Here is a 16,502-nt window from a genome sequence, read left to right as displayed (position 1 = left end):
GGCAATTCACCCCCTCAAGGTCCCGGCCATGAACGGAAGGACTGATCGCGGAGCCGCCCGTCGAGGGCCGGCCTGGGAAAGAAGCGAGGGTCTCACGACCTGGCGCACTCAACCGGGTCAGCATGAGGGCGGAGCCGGATGCCGGTGCGAGCGCCGGTGACAGAACCGGAAGAGCCTGTCTTCGGACGGCACGGACGGGGAGACATCGGATGCCAAGCCCCTGCCTTCGGGCAAGGCCACGCATCGGTGAGAGTGGGGTCGGCAGCGATGTCGGCCCCATTTTCTGTGGCCTGTCGGGACGGTCCTTTAGCGGCCGGATCGCGCGTCGGTGCAATGCTTGTGGCCAGTCCCGATGACGCCCACCAGATGCGGTAGAACTGCCGAAGGACACACGAAGCGCGACGAACTGTGGCATGAATGGGGCAGCCTCCGCCCATGTAGAGGACTCCGCGCACCGCCTCCCTTATAGACGCTGGAACCGAACGGGAGGTTCCCACCATGGTCTATCGCGCGTTTCGTAATGTCCTTTTCCTCGCTGCTCTGGCGCTCCCCGCCACGGCGGCGTTACCGCAGGAACATGTCCACCGCGCTGCGGTGCCCGGTTCGTTCGACGCCAGCTTTGCGCGGTTCGAAACGCTTCCCCCTGCGCCCCAGCCCGCCGGCCATGTGGTCGATCTCTCGACGATCGAGCCTCCGGTCGAACTGCCGCCGGTAACCCGCTCGATCGGCACCGGTGTGGCCTCCTATTACGGTCGCCGTTTCCACGGCCGCCTTACTGCCAATGGCGAGAGATTCGACATGCACGCCATGACCGCGGCGCATCGCACGCTGCCGTTCGGTTCGCTGGTCGAGGTAACCAATCCGCGCACCGGCAAGCGGGTCACCGTGCGCATCAACGATCGCGGCCCCTTCCACGGCAACCGCGTGATCGACGTCAGCCGCGCTGCAGCGACCGAACTCGGCCTGATCGGGCGCGGTCATGGCACGGTCGAGCTAGCGCTGCTCGAGGGCTAGAGCTACAGCGCCAGTTCGCGTTCCTGGGTTGCGGCGGGCCCGGCGTCGAGCTGCGCTTCGACCGACAGCCGCACCGCGGCGGCGACGTTGCGGACACCCAGCTTGGTCAGCACATTGGCGCGGTGCAGTTCGACCGTGCGGGGGCTGATCCCCAGCGAGCGCGCGACTTCCTTGCTCGAATAGCCCTCGCTCACCCCCGACAGCACTTCACGCTCGCGCGGCGAGAGCTGGCCGACGCGCTGCTTTGCGCGCGCCTGTTCGGGCGTGGTCGAACCCTGCCACTTGCGCGTCATGATGTTGCCGAGGCTGCGGCGCAGCCGTTCGCCGGGCGTGGGCCATTCGAGATAGCCCGCCGCGCCGTCGCTGAGCACATCCATGATATGCGCGATGCTGGCCTGTTTCGAATAGGCGACCAGCGGGTAATACTGCCCCGCGCTGCGCAGCGCCTGCTGCGTCTGCGGCAATTGCGGCCCCTCGTCGTGGACCAGCAGCCAGGCCCCCTCGGGCCAGCGGCCCCCCAAGTCGTCGAGCGTGTCGGCGGGCACTACATAGCCCATTTCGCCCAAGGCCAAGGTCAATTCGTTGCGGTTACGATAGTTACAGTCGACGACAATAAACGTGTTTTCCTGCATCGCGGCTCGATCCCGTTCCCCGTCAATACCCCATGCCGGGAAAACTTCACTTATCCCCGGCCCCACCCGAATTGGTATGCTTAACATGGGGTTTGCCACAGTCACCCGGTTGGAGGTCGTTTGACCGGACGTCGTTCATCCGGATGACACCCAAACCGGCGGAATCGCGCGCGATTGTCAGATTGCGGTAAGCCAGTACCGAATCCGGATTCAATCCCCATCTTCGCGCTTCCCGAATGTTGCCCCTAGTCCAGATGGATGACATTCACTCGTATCAGGACGGGCACAGGCAAAGCGGGACCGGGGGCTACACGAGGCATGGAAGACAACAGGGCCGTCAGGCGGATCGCGGCGGCCGAGGACATGGACGAAGTCCTCTCGATCGCCCGCGCGTTCTACCGGCTGCACGGGTTCGAGGCGCTGAGCTATGCGCGGCCCTCGCAAGACACGCCGGGACACACCGACATGCTCTTCCTCGGCTTTCCCGAGGCCTGGGTGACCGGGTACCGCGAGGGGCTCGGCCAGCTCGACCCCTTCCCCGCGCTGGCGGCGCGGTCGGGCCGGCCGCTGCGCTACAGCACGTTCACGCAGGGCAAGCCGCTGACCGGCGAGCCGCTGCATTTCATCGAGCAGGCGCGCGCGCATGGCGTGACCGACGGGTATATCTTCCCGACCTTCGGGCCGCGCCAGCACCTCGCCGCGGTCGGCATCACGATGGCCGACCATCCCGACCGCGTCGATCATGCCGATGTCCCGGTGCTGCATTGCGTGGCGCAGGCGGCGCATCTGCGGATCGACCAGTTCGAGGAGGACGTCGTGGAGCGCCCGCGCCTCGCCCCGCGCGAGGTGACGATCCTGCACTGGATCGCGCGCGGCAAGAGCAATGAGGAGATTGCCATGATCCTCGGCAGCAAGCGCCCGACGATCGCCACGCATATCAAGCGCATCTTCATCAAGCTCAACGTGTCCGACCGCGCGGCGGCGGCGGTCAAGGGACTCAAGTTCGGCCTGATCAACGTGTGAGCGTCACGGCGCCCGCGTCCGCGTCCGCGCCCTCCTCCGCATCGATCCCGGCCTCCGCCTCGGCCTCGGCCATTTCGTCGAGCATCCGGTCGACCGGCGGGTAATGCGGGCAGGCGCGGCAATCGGGCCAGCGCGGCGTATCGCAGCACGGCCCGCCCGCGCCCACATTGACCACCGGCTCGAGCCCGTCGGCCCCGCGCCGGTAATGCGGCTGCCCCCGATCGGTCCCATGCCGCGCGCCGACGCAGTCGCAGGGCGGTTCGGACGGGTGGGACATGCCTGCCTGCGGAGGCGCGTATTGCGGCTCTCCTCCCTGAGACATGGACCGGGTGTTACACGGTCCAGGCGAAGAATTCTCGCCGCCTTCCCGCTCACCCTGAACCTGCCCTGCGGCTCCCGCGTCAGGCGATCCTGCTTCGATAGGGTCGGCATGAGCGGGGTCCCGGTGCGGATCCTCCCCCTCGATCGGCTCGCCGCGGCGCAGGCGCAGGACCATGGCGTCGAAATTCTCCGCGAGGCGTTCGATCCGTTCATCGCCGCGCATCCGGTCGAGCCGCCCGAGATGCGCAAGCAGCAGCCGGTCGGAGACGCGCTTGCGCGAACCGACGAGGTCGCCGTGATACCACACCTCCTCCTCGACCCCGTTCATGGCGTAATCGGCGAGCTTGGCCTCGGCCGCGCCGCGCGCGACCACCAGCGCCGCATCCCAGGCGCGCCCGAAGCCCGCGCTGGCCCGCCGCGCGCGGTAGCAGGTCTGGTGCGGCACCCGCGCCCGCCGCGCCGCCGCGCGCACGCTGCCGGTGGTCGCCAGCGCCTCGAGAAAGGCCACCTGCCGCTCGACCACGAATTGCGTCTGCGGAGCGGGAGGGGTTTCGACGAGGCTGTCGACGTGGAGGACGAGATGGTGGTTTGCGGGAGTATCGGGGGTGTGGTGCATCGGTTCGCCTGTGGGGGTTGTGAGCAGGGGAACCGGGTTAGTTATACAGCGCGGCGCGTGTAGGACAGGGTTACCCGTCCAACACGGATTGGCACTACGCCGCTAGCTGGCGAGAGTATCCGAGCTGAAGGCGAGGCAAGGCCGATCGGTCGCCGCGGTTTATGCCGCGAAGCCAAGCGACGCTGACGCGTCGCGCCCGGCGTTTGAGGGTCAAAACAAAAAACTGATCTCATGGTTCACCTCATGGGTTTGAGTGAACCGGGGCAGTTATTCGGGAATCGGGAGTAGGACAGCATTGAAGGGCTGGCTACAAGTAAGTGGCAAGCGAACCTGAGTCGATGGCCTGCTCTGTCTCGAGCACCATTACAGTGTTCAATCCTATACCTCCAGAAGACATCAGCATTTCAGAGATATCCTCGCTAGAAACAGATTTAAACTGACTATATCTCTCCAAAAGTTTCGCCCCCATCGCGATACAATCTTCACTTGTTACCTTGTCGCGCCCCTCAAACAGATCGCTAAATCCATCTAATCCGAGAGCTTCGTCAATAGATGCCAGCGAGAAGTCGACCGACTGCCTATCTGCCTGTAGAGTAAGTGCGAGAGTTCTGATGGCCCAGAAAAATCGGCGCTGGATTGCGTCGTTCCAGCCCCAGCTCGTTCGACTGAGCAAGGTCGCGACCGCCAACGCAATTTCGCGCTCCTTTTCGTAGCTGGCCTTCCAGCGAAAAGCTTCATGCAAAGAGGCAAGGAAAGCGTCAGCGCAGTGTATGGAAAGACCTTCCGACGCTATATGATAGGCAAAAAGGTCTCCGCTTCGTGCGTTTTCAAACAACCAATTCTTGGGATAGATATGAAGACTTAGGCCATCAAATTTCTTTGGCTTACCGATCTGCCCTTCATCCGGTGCCAGAAGAATGTCTACGTCCGAGTTTGGGCGAGCATCGCCTCTCGCCCGACTGCCGTACAAGATCAGCGTCGCTGTCATCTCACCCTCGACAACTTCGCGATAACTGTACCAAAGAACACAGTATAAAATATCACTGCAAGTACTGCGTGAAAGCTCTGAGCCGTATTTAACCCCGGTGTGATCGTATCGACGTACTCATTGCTATAGCCCGCTAAGATCGTGATATTGAAGCTCTTCCTCCAAGGTTGGGCGGTATCGAACAAGTGCAAGTAGGCCCAGCCAAATGCGGACCAAAGCAGGGCAATCCCTAAAAGTGGGCGAAAGGCGGACGACCCCCAACCGTTAAGCAGTCCGACAACCCTCAATAGGCCGTTTTCCGCCAAGTTTAAAAGGAGACTCACGAGCGCAGCAAATCGCCCCCTACTCTCAGAGAATATCAACTCGAAAAAATTGGAGGCAATCTTAGCCTTGGATTGCTGTAAGTCGTGAAGTTTTGCGGTCTTGTAGAATGTGTGGTCATCACCGACCAGATTGTGGGAGGCCAAGAGAGTACGCGAGAGATGCGCCTTGCTCCCCTGTAGGCGATGCCACTGATACAAACGCTTCCGCACTTTCGGCTTTTCACCTTCGGCTCGACTTGCTCCTGCGTCGATTAGAGCCTGCGGGTTGGTCACGAACGATCGCTCGAAATCCGATTTGCTTCCCGAAATACCAATAGAATTGAACTTGTTACCGCGAAACTCGCAACGATTGAAATGAGAGAGAGCAAAAGAACAATTCTCAAACTCACAGTTGCGAAAATGTGTGTCTTTCCAGCTCGAATACGCGAAATCACAGCCTACGAAACGACACCTATCAAACATGAAGAGCGTGTCGGAATCAAACACGCCCTGAAAATCACAATCTTTAAAGGTAACACCGACGACCTTGAATGTGTCTCCGCGTGAGACGACTCCGTCCAAATGTTGGCCAATGAAGAATTTTTGGGAGGGCCCGGCTGTTTGATCGAAATCCCAGTCTCCCTCAGTCAGCGATCCATCGAGTGTAGGTGAGTAGATAGGATCCCACCAACAGTCTCTGCGCCGATGGCCAATATGCCCTGTGACGTGCTGCTTTTGAGGCGCCATTGCCTCAGGCAAAGCAGATGAAACAAGCGGCTCTTCGCTCTTTCCAAAAAGTGACTTTAGTAAGCTAGGCATACTCCCAATTGCTAATGCTAGGATAGTATCGATTCAATCCGCTATCTCCCGAACTCCACTATTATTGCGCGATGACTACTCCGCCGCCTCTCGCTGCCGCTCCAGCATCGGCTTGAGATACTGCCCCGTATAACTTGCGCTCACCTCGGCCACTTCCTCCGGCGTACCCTGCGCGACAACCTCCCCGCCCCTAACCCCGCCGCCCGGGCCGAGATCGAGCACGTGGTCCGCCGTCTTGATCACATCGAGATTGTGCTCGATCACCACCACCGAGTTCCCCTGTTCGACCAGCCGGTGGAGCACTTCCAGCAGCTTGCGCACGTCCTCGAAATGGAGGCCCGTGGTGGGCTCGTCGAGGATGTAGAGCGTCTGCCCGGTGCTGCGCTTGGCGAGTTCCTTGGCGAGCTTGACGCGCTGCGCCTCGCCGCCCGACAACGTGGTCGCCTGCTGGCCGACCTTGACGTAGCCGAGCCCGACCTCGTTGAGCATGTGCATCTTGTCGCGGATCGGCGGGACCGCCTTGAAGAATTCCTCCGCATCCTCGATCGTCATGTCGAGCACATCGGCGATCGAGTGGCCCTTGAACTTCACCTCGAGCGTTTCGCGGTTGTAGCGCTTGCCGCCGCATTGTTCGCAGGTGACGTAGACGTCGGGCAGGAAGTGCATCTCGATCTTGATGAGGCCGTCGCCCTGGCACGCCTCGCAGCGGCCGCCCTTGACGTTGAAGCTGAAGCGCCCGGGCTTGTAGCCGCGCGCCTGGCTTTCGGGGAGGCCCGCGAACCAGTCGCGGATCTGGGTGAAGGCGCCGGTATAGGTGGCGGGGTTGGAGCGCGGGGTGCGGCCGATGGGCGACTGGTCGATCTCGATCACCTTGTCGCAATATTCGAGCCCGGTGACCTTGTCGTGCGCGCCCGCGACGATGCGCGCGCCGTTGAGTTCGCGCGCGGCAGAGGCGTAGAGCGTGTCGATGGTGAAGCTGGACTTGCCCGAGCCCGAGACGCCGGTGACGCAGGTGAAGGTGCCCAGCGGCAGGCTGGCAGTGACGTTGGCAAGGTTGTTGGCGCGCGCGCCGTGGACGGTGAGCTTGTGCCCGTTGCCCTTGCGCCGCTTGGGCGGAACCGCGATTTCGCGGCGGCCGGTGAGATAGGCGGCAGTGAGCGATTTCTTGCTTTTCAGCACCTGCTTGAGCGTGCCTTCGGCGACCACCTCGCCCCCGTGGACGCCCGCGCCGGGGCCGAGATCGACCACGTAATCGGCGGCGCGGATCGCGTCCTCGTCATGCTCGACCACGATCACCGTATTGCCGAGGTCGCGCAGGCGCTTCAGCGTTTCGAGCAGCCGGTCGTTGTCGCGCTGGTGGAGGCCGATGCTGGGTTCGTCGAGCACGTAGAGCACGCCTGAGAGCCCGCTGCCGATCTGGCTGGCGAGGCGGATGCGCTGGCTCTCGCCCCCGCTCAGCGTACCTGAAGTACGGTCGAGGTTGAGATAGTCGAGCCCGACATTGTCGAGGAAGCCCAGCCGCTCGTTGATTTCCTTGAGGATGGCCTTGGCGATCTGCGCCTGCTGGTCGGTCAGATGTCCGTCGAGCCCGAGGAACCATGCCTTGGCATCGGCGACGCTCATCTGCGTGGGGGTGGCGATGTCGGTCGGGCCCGCGGGGCCGGGGATCTTGACGCTGAGCGCCTTGGGGTTGAGCCGCTTGCCATTGCAGGTCTCGCAGGCTTGAGCGGTCTGGAACTTGGCCAGCTCCTCGCGCATCCACGCGCTCTCGGTCTGGAGCATGCGGCGGTTGAGATTGCCGATCACGCCCTCGAACGGCTTCTTGACGGTATAGCTCTTGCGCCCGTCCTTGAAGGTGAGCGGGATCGCGCGGCCCCTGGTGCCGTGGAGGATGATGTCGCGGATTTCGGCGTCGAACTCCTGCCACGGGGTAGTGAGGTCGAACTCGTATTCCTTCGCGAGGCTGGCGAGCACCTGCATGTAATAGGGCGACGGCGGGTTGCTCTTCGCCCAGGGCACCACCGCGCCCTTCTTGAGGCTGAGCGCCTCGTTGGGGACGACCAGCTGCGGGTCGAACAGCTGCTTCTCGCCGATGCCGTCGCAGGTCGGGCAGGCACCCTGCGGCGCGTTGAAGGAGAACAGCCGCGGTTCGACCTCCTCGATCGTGAAGCCGCTGACCGGGCAGGAGAATTTCTCGGAAAAGACGATGCGGTTGGCGGGCAGCCCCGCGCCCTTCATCGCGCCGCCGGCCGCGGCCCCCTCGTCCTCTCGCCCAGGCACCGCGCCATCGGCGAGATCGACATAGGCAAGCCCCTCGGCCAGCTTGAGCGCGGTTTCGAAACTGTCGGCGAGACGGGTCTCGATGCCCTCCTTCACCGCGAGCCGGTCGACCACCACCTCGATGTCGTGCTTGAACTTCTTGTCGAGCGCGGGCGCGTCCTCGATCGCATGAAGCTCGCCGTCAATGCGCACACGGGTGAAGCCCGCCTTCTGCCATTCGGCCAGTTCCTTGCGGTATTCGCCCTTGCGCCCGCGCACCACGGGGGCGAGCAGGTAGATGCGTGTGCCCTCGGGCAGTTCCATTACCCGGTCGACCATGTTGGATACGGTCTGCGCCTCGATCGGCAGGCCGGTGGCGGGCGAATAGGGCACGCCCACGCGCGCCCACAGCAGGCGCATGTAGTCGTAGATCTCGGTCACCGTCGCGACGGTCGAGCGCGGGTTGCGGCTGGTGGTCTTCTGCTCGATCGAGATCGCGGGTGAGAGCCCGTCGATATGCTCGACATCGGGCTTCTGCATCATCTCGAGGAACTGGCGCGCATAGGCGCTGAGGCTCTCGACATAGCGCCGCTGCCCCTCGGCATAGATCGTGTCGAAGGCGAGGCTCGACTTGCCCGAACCGCTGAGGCCGGTGATCACGATCAGGCTGTCGCGCGGCAGGTCGATGTCGACGCCCTTGAGATTATGCTCGCGCGCGCCGCGGACGGAAATTTTGGTGAGGGCCATGAAGGACGCGTGTTCCTGAATTGTTCGCCTGGGTCAAGGGGGGGCGGTATGTGTCGAGCGAGCAGACGGCCCGGCGGTTCCGGGAATGTGGGGCGCCTCCTCCAAATATCAACGCCGCGGGAACATCTCGCGGCGGATTCATGCGGCAATCCAACTTACTGGCGAATTGCAGAGAATTGCAGGGCATCATCCGGCAATCAAGATTGGCGACAGAGAATGGCGACCGCCGACAGGACGATGAAATCATTTTCTTCCCACCCAAATCGACCATACGGTTCCCGCCAGTATTTGATCGAAGACTTGACGATCCCAACTATCGAGTGTTTTCCTCACATAGAGGGAGCCGGATAATGGGGAGAATGATCCGGGCCGGTGCGCGAATACGGCGATTGTTGCGCTGTCTTCGATGGCCCGCGCGCAAGGTGCATAGCGGCGTTCGAGAACAATCATCCGCCGGCCACGCCGGGCTTGTCGCGGCCGTTGCATGCCTGCTGTCCGCCTGCACCCACGTAACGGTCGGTGAGGGTGGCGGCGAGACGATCACCGGCATCGGCGTAGTCCGCGTCGAACTGCCGCGCACAACGGGCGGTGTGGTGGCGGTCAAACGGAGCGGTGTGGGGTTTGGCTGGGACGAACTGCCCGCAGGCGGCGCCTGGCTTGGCTACTCGGATAGCCAGTGGGTCATTGCCGATCCGCGCGATTGCCAGCTGTTGGTGATCATCCGGTCCGCGGCCGAAGCCGAGAATGCGGCCAAGGTCCTGTCTGCACTTGAGGGGAGTTCGCCATGCGTAGTCGACCACACAAATACCTTGCAGCCCTAGCCCTGCTGCCGCTCGCAGCGGGCTGTGTCCAAGCGACACGGCACAGCAATACGATGTATTTCGGCACCAATACGACATTTGGCATCAAGGCTGGTGCATCGACCGGCGAGGTGCCCGAAATCATCGTAGGCTATGACAGACAGGAAGCGGTGGTGATGCCCCTGCTGGCCAATACAGTGGATACGAGCGAGGATGGCTACAACCGGCTAGGGCCTTGTCCGGTCACGGACCCTATCGAAGTGACGGGAGGCATTTATGCCATTCACCCGTGCTCTTTCGTTTCAATCAAGGGCGGCAATCTGGACAGCTATTCGGTACTTGCCAGCTTCGGAGCGGAGTTCGGTGCGGGGGCCAGCACGGACGTAGATGTGAACGGCGGCCTGGCACAGTATTTCGCTACCGGCATGGCCGCGCAGATCCTTTCCGCCAAGGGCGGCGCGGCGCTGGTTTCTACAAACGCTGCCACGATCAACGCCAATGACACGCCGCTCGACGTGAACTCGCTCTTTCCGGCCAACACCGAGTTCGGCGTGGGAATGGGCAAGAACTTTGACACGACGCTGGACAAGCTCAAGGCCAAGGTCGTCGCGACCGACAAGACTATCCTCAAACGCAAAATGCAGGGGCTGGTCGACGCAATCAATCAACCCTTCGGCACTGCACTGGTCAATGCATGCAGTGAGCAAGGAACCTGCATAACCGCCATCGAAGGCAGTGCGCCGGCGTTCTTGAGAAACGCAAAATTCAACGAAGGCGTCGCCAAATGGGACGAGTATTGAGGAGAGCCTGCCATGAACGTCTTTTTCGCCAATGCTTTCACCAGCGAGCAGTCTGCAAAGGACTTTTTCAAAAATGCCGTTCAAGAAAGCGCCAGCGTGTCTGGAGCCATACTTTCCGCAAAAGGTGGGATCGGCTTCATCAAGGATGGCGGGCCTTTGACCGAACTTGGGGACGGGGAAGAGCTTTTTCTCGTCCTGACCTATCCCAAAGCGGTGACCGTGGAGGTAGATCCTGCGATTGATGCTGGCGCCGATGAAGCGAATGAGGAAGGCGAAGCAGAGCCGGACGGCGAACCTGAAGACGAGAACTAGGGGTTACGAACCGCAAGTAGCTTGCCGAACGCGTTTGCGCGTTCGACGACAATGGTTGTCGTCTCTGTTCGGCGAAAGCTAAGCCCCTGCACGATCTAAAACCCAGGGGAATCACACATGCCATCCACTCGACATTTCGCCCGCGCGACGGCAGCTTCCGCGCTCGCGCTGGGGCTGGCTCTCGCCTCTCCGTCCTTCGCCGAGGAAACCGACGCCAACACCATCGTCGTCACCGGCCAAGCCAAGATCGGCGACTTCGGGCTCGACCTCACCGCGCGCGACACCGCCGCCGATCCGGGTGACGATTTCGAACGCTATGCCTCGGGCGCGTGGATCGACCGGACCGAAATCCCCGGCGATCGCCCCTCGGTCGGCTCGTTCTACAATCTGCGCGAGGATGTGACCGAAGAGGTCAACGGGCTGATCACTCAAGCCCCCGCAGGCACGCAATATGGCGCGCTCTACACCAGCTTTATGAACGAGGCGGCGATCGAGCGCGCGGGTCTCGCGCCGTTGATGCGCGATCTGGCACAGGTCGAAGCGCTGTCGGACAAGAGCGCTTTCGCACGCTACATGGGCGCGACCTATGGCAAGTTCGGCGGCTCGCTGTTCGGTGCCGGCCCCTATGCCGACCCCGACGATCCGACGATGAACGCGCTGTGGATGTTTTCCGGCGGGCTCGGCCTGCCCGAGAAGGAATATTATTTCGACGCAAAATTCGCCGACCAGCGCGGCGCCTATCTCGCCTATCTCGAGCGCACCTTCCGTCATATCGGCGAAGCCAGCCCGCGCGAAGCGGCCAGCCGCGTGATGACTTTCGAGACCTATGTCGCGCAGCTCAACTGGGATGCCGAACAGAAGCGCCAGATCGAGAAGATCAACAACCCGATGTCGGGCAGCGAACTGGCTGCCTATGCGCCGGGCGTGGATTGGGACGCGTTCTTCGCCGGTCACAACATCCCGCCGCAGGAGCGCATCATCGTCACCGATAACACGGCGGTGAAGGCGATTGCGGCGCTGTTTGCCAGCACCGATCTGGCCACGCTCAAGCTGTGGCAGAAGGCGCAGGTAACGCATCAGGCCTCGCCCTATCTCAACCAGAAGATGGTCGAGAGCCGGTTCCAGTACACCAGCGCGCTCAACGGCACGAGCGAGCAGCGCGCGCGCTGGAAGCGCGCAGTCGACACGATCGACGGCTCGCTCGGCGAGCTGGTCGGCGAGGCCTATGTCGACGAATATTTCCCCAAGATCGCCAAGACGCGGATGGACGAGCTGGTTCGCAATCTGAAGCTCGCCATGGGTGACCGGATTGGCGAAAACGACTGGATGAGCCCCGAGACCAAGGAAGCCGCGCTCGACAAACTCGAGCGGATGGACGTCATGGTCGGCTATCCCGAGAAATTCCGCGACTATTCGCAGCTGCCGATGTCGCCCGACGATCTCTATGGCAACATGATCGCTGCCTCGCAGTTCAACGCCGATTACGAGATGAGCGACCTTGGCAAGCCGGTCGACCGCAAGAAGTGGGGCATGAACCCGCAGACGGTGAACGCCTATAACGGCGGGCTGGAAAACAAGATGGTCTTCCCCGCCGGCATCCTCCAGCCGCCCTTCTTCGATCCCTGGGCCGACCCCGCGGTCAATTATGGCGCGATCGGCGTGGTCATCGGCCACGAAATCAGCCACGGCTTCGATGATCAGGGACGCAAGATCGACGCCAGCGGCGCGATCCGCGACTGGTGGACCGCGGGCGATGCCGAACGGTTCGAGGCCGAAGCCAAGAAATTCGGCGCGCAATATGCCGCGTTCGAAGTCGTGCCGGGCAGCTTCATCAATCCCGATCTGACGATGGGCGAGAACATCGCCGATCTGGCGGGCGTGCTGGTGGCCCATGATGCCTACAAGAAGTCGCTCGGCGGAGAAGAGGCGCCGGTGATCGACGGGCTGACCGGCGACCAGCGCTTCTTCCTCGCCTATGCGCAGGTGTGGCGGGCCAAGGCGCGCGAGGACAGCTTGCGCAACCAGGTCGCGACCGACCCGCACAGCCCCGCGCGCTATCGCACCATCGCCCCGCTGCGCAATGTCGATGCGTGGTACGAAGCCTTCGGCATCACGCCGGATGACGCGATGTATATCGCGCCCGAGGACCGCGCACGGATTTGGTAACCATGAAGGCGGCGTGCGGAGCGTATATGCCGCACGCCGCACTTGCCCGCCATGCGGCGCCGGTTACGGGGACATCGTGAATATCCGGCGCGAAATCGTTAACGATTGGGCGCTAGAAAACGCGGTCCTACGCGCGAGAAAAGGGTCAAGGGTCGCAGCCGGTGCACATCGACGAGCAATTCGACGGCAATAGCGCCGGCCTGATGAACCGCGTCCCGGTCGATCCCTACGAGATCGAGCGCGAGGCGGTGATCGCCATGCTCGAACGCGAGCAGCGTTCGCTCACCGCCAGCCTGATCGCGCTCGCGCTGATGGCGGTCGGGGTGGCGGCAATGCCCAATCCGCTGCCCATGACGGTGCTGCTCGCATTGCGTTTCTGCTCGTTTCTCTACACCCGCAAGGCCGCCGCGCGACTGGAACAGCTGGCGCGCGCGCGCCAACCGATGCGCTCTGCGCGCTGGATCCTGGTGTTTGCCATGTCGCTTACCGGCGTGACGCTGGGGTTGATGCTGTGGCCCCCGCCGCCCGATGGCTCGATGGTGGCGGTCAATCTGGTTCGCGGCGTAGTGCTGGTTGCAGCGACGCTGATCGCGGTCACGCTGGCCGCGCTTCCGGCCGCGCGCGATGCCATGCTGGCCAGTTTCTGGCTGACCACTTTCGGATATTATTTGTTCCATCCCGGCGTCCAGCATCCGGCGCTGATCGCGATCCTGGCGCTGTTGGTCATCGGCATCCGCATCTACAGCTCCTCCACCGGGCTGCATATCCGCAGCGCCGCGCAGATGCTGGTCGAAAACCGGCAATTGTCCGAGGATCTGGCCGATGCGCTGGCGCATGCCGAATTCCTCAGCTGGCGCGATCCGCTCACCGGCCTGTTCAACCGCCGCAAGCTGTTCGAGGAAACGCGGATGGAACACAGTGCGCTTTCGCGGCACTTGCTCACCATCGATCTCGACCGGTTCAAGACGATCAATGACACCTTCGGCCACGGCGTGGGCGATCACGTGCTGATCGCGACCGCCGATACGATTCGCGAATGGTGCCACGCGGTCGGCGGCACCAGCGAACATCACGCCTTCCGCCTCGGCGGGGAGGAATTCCTCGTCATTGTCCGCGGGCTCGACGATGTCGAGGTCGCCGAAGCGGCCGAACGGCTGCGGCTGCGGATTGCCGGGCTCGAGGAACAATTCGAGCAATATCCCGACATCGCCATCTCGGCCTCGATCGGGCTGGCCAGCTGGCGGTTCGGCGAAGGCATGGACGATGCGCTGCTGCGCGCCGACATTGCCTGTTACGAAGCGAAAAACACGGGCCGCAACCAGGTCCGCCGCGCCGCCTGAGCGCGCCGCCTGACCGCTCGACCGTTGCCTCGCAGCGACGAAACGGGGACCAAAGCACCCCTGCCAACCGTTCCATAGACGAGACCAACACCGCGCCACAGCCCATGAAATCGCATGTGCAGGTCGCAGCGCCGGTGTGACACAGATTACGCAATGAAAGGTGCCCGCCTTATGGACAAGGACACCGCGCACGACAGGAACCAAGCCGGCGGCACGCGCCACGCGTCCGCCCCAAGCGCGAACACAGACGATACGCTCAAGACGATCCTCGACGATCTCAACCGTCCGCTGGACGAGGTCGACTGGTCGCATACCACGCTCCGCGGGAAGAGCGGTGAAAGACCCGAAAGCTTCCTCAAACGCCTCCGCCGCGAGCGCCAGCATCGCCGCGAGCTGCGGCGGGCCCGGCAGGCGGCCGCCAAGGCATTCGACGTCCGGCCGCGCCGCTCCACTCGCAAGCACGCAACACTGATGCTGGGCGCCGGGGCGCTCGGCCTGACGGCCTTCACCGGCCCGCCCAAGGCCCCGCAGCCGAGTTCGGCCAACATGGTCCTCGACCCCGCGCAAGGCGTGCGCCAACCCGCCCCGCTGCTAACGGCGAGCGATACGTTCAAGCAGGCACTGATCGAGGAAGAAGGTGTCCGCTATACCGTGTACCGCGATGTCGCCGGCTATCCCACCGTCGGGGTTGGCCATTTGGTGCGGCCGCACGACCGGCTGAGGGTCGGCGACCGGGTGAGCGAGAAGCGCGTGCTCGCCTTTCTCGATGCCGATCTGGCCGAGGCCGAACAGGGTGTGCGCCAATTGGTCGGCGACCTGCCGCTGCACCAGCATGAATTCGATGCGCTGCTCGACCTCGTCTACAATGTCGGGATCGGCAATGTCTCGCCCAGCGAAAGCCCGCGTCTCAATGCGGCGATCGATGCGGGCGATTACGACGCGATTGCCGACGAGCTCAACTACACGCATGCCGGTGGTGCATTCGCCAAGGGGCTGGAGCACCGCAGCAATCGCCGGATGAGCATCTTCATGGATGCAGCCTATGAGAACCCGCGCGAAAGCGGCGCGCACAATGCGGCCTGAGCGCGGATAGCCTTGTCCGGCGCGGAGTTGCGCCCTACCAATCGGGCAGGCCGGCAGCGGCCCTGTGAAACCCCTGCAATGCGCCGAGCGAGCGGCGTGATCATCCCATGTCCCACCGCCTTTTCGCCGGCATCCGTCCCCCGCCCCCGATCCGCGATGCGCTGATCGACCTGATGGAAGGCGTCGACAACGCCCGCTGGCAGGACGACGAGCAGTTGCACCTGACGCTGCGCTATATCGGCGTGGTCGATACCCATGCGGCGGACGAACTGGCCGAGCGGTTGCGCGCTGCCAGCGGGCCCGAATTCGACCTGACGATTGAAGGGACCGGCGCGTTCGAGCGGAAAGGGGTTGCGCATACGCTGTGGGCCGGAATCGCGCCATCGGAGGAGCTGAGCCGGTTGCAACAGCGCGTGGAACGCATCTGCATCGCGGCGGGGCTGGAACCCGAACACCGCAAATACCACCCGCATATCACGCTGGCGCGCACCAACCGCGCGACCGCGCCGCTCGCCCCCTTCCTCGCCCGGACGGCGGGTCTGCGGCTTGGTCCGTGGATCGCGGATTCGTACATCCTGTACGAAAGCTTCCTGCGGCCCGAGGGGTCGGTCTATGAGCCGGTGGTCCGCTATCCGCTGGCCCCCGACCCATGATGCGCAACCCCATCCCCCTGCCAACGGTGCTGGCGCTGGCGCTTGGCGGCTGTTCGCCCGCAGGCGCGCCCGACGCAGAGGAGCCGGCCGACCTGCTGAGCGAGAGCGCTTCCCCGGAGGATTGCCTGCTGCTGGTGTGGTCGAGCCAGGAGAAACCGCGCGCGCAGTTCGACCGCACGCATGACTTCGTCGATGGCGGGGCAATCTCCTGCGCGACGGGGACCAGCGCCAGCCAGTTCGATGCCGCGATCGCGGCGCTGCGCGATGCTGCCAGCAGCGGCAACAAGCGCCGGATGCTCGAGGAGATCGGGCTCCCGCTGGTGTATATCGATGCCGCGGGAAATCGCCGCGAAATCGAGGATCGCGCGGAGGTCGAGGCGGTCTTCGACGAGATCTTCGATCCCGCGATGATCGCGCTGCTGCAGCGGCTGGACCTGTCGCAGATGAGCGTGGCGAAGGACCAGGGCGGGTTCTTCACCTTCGGGGCGGTCTGGCTGGTGGTTGACCGCGACGGCGGGCGTCCGCGGCTGGTGACGGTCAATCGCCAGGCGCTCGACGAAGCCTTGGAGACTGCGCGCGACCATGCCGAGCGGAACCAGGGCGACCGCATTCCGTTCGATTAATGTA

The 16,502-nt window shown here is 63.3% G+C and carries 15 protein-coding genes; 10 read left to right on the top strand and 5 right to left on the bottom strand.

Going from position 1 to position 16,502, the window contains the following annotated elements; all coding sequences use genetic code 11:
* The first annotated feature begins 498 nt into the window (after positions 1-498).
* A complete protein-coding gene (locus V6B15_RS04420) occupies positions 499-1,014 on the top strand; it encodes a septal ring lytic transglycosylase RlpA family protein (protein ID WP_334200169.1) in 516 nt (171 codons plus the stop codon).
* A gap of 2 nt (positions 1,015-1,016) precedes the next feature.
* Here V6B15_RS04420 and V6B15_RS04415 read toward each other — a convergent pair whose 3' ends face one another.
* On the bottom strand, positions 1,017-1,646 hold the full coding sequence (locus V6B15_RS04415; RefSeq protein ID WP_334200168.1) for a response regulator transcription factor: 630 nt from the start codon (positions 1,644-1,646) through the stop codon (positions 1,017-1,019).
* Positions 1,647-1,964: 318 nt separating this feature from the next.
* Here V6B15_RS04415 and V6B15_RS04410 point away from each other — a divergent pair, with 318 nt between their 5' ends.
* A complete protein-coding gene (locus tag V6B15_RS04410) occupies positions 1,965-2,669 on the top strand; it encodes a LuxR family transcriptional regulator (RefSeq protein ID WP_334200167.1) in 705 nt (234 codons plus the stop codon).
* Here V6B15_RS04410 and V6B15_RS04405 read toward each other — a convergent pair.
* The 4 genes from V6B15_RS04405 to uvrA form a co-directional block, all read right to left on the bottom strand.
* Positions 2,659-3,606 (bottom strand): hypothetical protein, encoded by a 948-nt coding sequence (locus V6B15_RS04405; RefSeq protein WP_334200166.1) that lies wholly within the window; start codon positions 3,604-3,606, stop codon positions 2,659-2,661. The two genes, V6B15_RS04410 and V6B15_RS04405, sit on opposite strands and share 11 nt — an antisense overlap.
* Positions 3,607-3,913: 307 nt before the next feature.
* Positions 3,914-4,594 carry a nucleotidyltransferase domain-containing protein gene (locus tag V6B15_RS04400; RefSeq protein ID WP_334200165.1) on the bottom strand — a complete coding sequence of 227 codons (681 nt, stop codon included), beginning with the start codon at positions 4,592-4,594 and terminating at the stop codon, positions 3,914-3,916.
* The gene (halA, locus tag V6B15_RS04395; protein ID WP_334200164.1) at positions 4,591-5,715 is read right to left on the bottom strand and encodes an anti-phage Hailong system effector protein HalA; all 1,125 of its coding nucleotides are present in this window, start codon (positions 5,713-5,715) and stop codon (positions 4,591-4,593) included. The genes V6B15_RS04400 and halA overlap by 4 nt, the downstream gene beginning before the upstream one ends.
* 75 nt (positions 5,716-5,790) lie before the next feature.
* Positions 5,791-8,721: an excinuclease ABC subunit UvrA gene (gene uvrA / locus V6B15_RS04390; RefSeq protein ID WP_334200163.1), complete on the bottom strand. Its 2,931-nt coding sequence runs from the start codon at positions 8,719-8,721 to the stop codon at positions 5,791-5,793.
* A gap of 359 nt (positions 8,722-9,080) precedes the next feature.
* On the opposite strand from uvrA, the gene V6B15_RS04385 reads away from it, so the two are divergent.
* From V6B15_RS04385 to V6B15_RS04350, 8 genes are all read left to right on the top strand, one after another.
* Positions 9,081-9,542, top strand: a complete 462-nt coding sequence (locus tag V6B15_RS04385; protein WP_334200162.1) for a hypothetical protein — start codon at positions 9,081-9,083, stop codon at positions 9,540-9,542.
* A 53-nt stretch (positions 9,543-9,595) separates the two neighbouring features.
* Positions 9,596-10,321, top strand: a complete 726-nt coding sequence (locus V6B15_RS04380) for a hypothetical protein (RefSeq protein ID WP_334200161.1) — start codon at positions 9,596-9,598, stop codon at positions 10,319-10,321.
* A 12-nt stretch (positions 10,322-10,333) separates the two neighbouring features.
* Positions 10,334-10,633 carry a hypothetical protein gene (locus V6B15_RS04375; RefSeq protein ID WP_334200160.1) on the top strand — a complete coding sequence of 100 codons (300 nt, stop codon included), beginning with the start codon at positions 10,334-10,336 and terminating at the stop codon, positions 10,631-10,633.
* 117 nt (positions 10,634-10,750) lie between these two features.
* Positions 10,751-12,799 (top strand): M13 family metallopeptidase, encoded by a 2,049-nt coding sequence (locus V6B15_RS04370; RefSeq protein WP_334200159.1) that lies wholly within the window; start codon positions 10,751-10,753, stop codon positions 12,797-12,799.
* 161 nt (positions 12,800-12,960) lie between these two features.
* Positions 12,961-14,139 carry a GGDEF domain-containing protein gene (locus tag V6B15_RS04365; RefSeq protein ID WP_334200158.1) on the top strand — a complete coding sequence of 393 codons (1,179 nt, stop codon included), beginning with the start codon at positions 12,961-12,963 and terminating at the stop codon, positions 14,137-14,139.
* A 171-nt stretch (positions 14,140-14,310) separates the two neighbouring features.
* Positions 14,311-15,222, top strand: coding sequence for a lysozyme (locus V6B15_RS04360; RefSeq protein ID WP_334200157.1), 912 nt, complete (start codon positions 14,311-14,313; stop codon positions 15,220-15,222).
* 107 nt (positions 15,223-15,329) lie between these two features.
* Positions 15,330-15,875, top strand: a complete 546-nt coding sequence (gene thpR / locus V6B15_RS04355) for an RNA 2',3'-cyclic phosphodiesterase (RefSeq protein ID WP_334200156.1) — start codon at positions 15,330-15,332, stop codon at positions 15,873-15,875.
* Complete coding sequence (locus V6B15_RS04350; protein WP_334200155.1) at positions 15,872-16,498, top strand: hypothetical protein; 627 nt, start codon at positions 15,872-15,874, stop codon at positions 16,496-16,498. Before thpR ends, V6B15_RS04350 begins: the two co-directional genes overlap by 4 nt.
* Positions 16,499-16,502 lie beyond the last annotated feature (4 nt).

Origin of the sequence: Qipengyuania sp. Mu-71 (assembly GCF_036867055.1) — a bacterium.
Classification (GTDB): domain Bacteria; phylum Pseudomonadota; class Alphaproteobacteria; order Sphingomonadales; family Sphingomonadaceae; genus Qipengyuania; species Qipengyuania profunda.
This window is presented reverse-complemented; position numbering and strand designations above follow the sequence as displayed.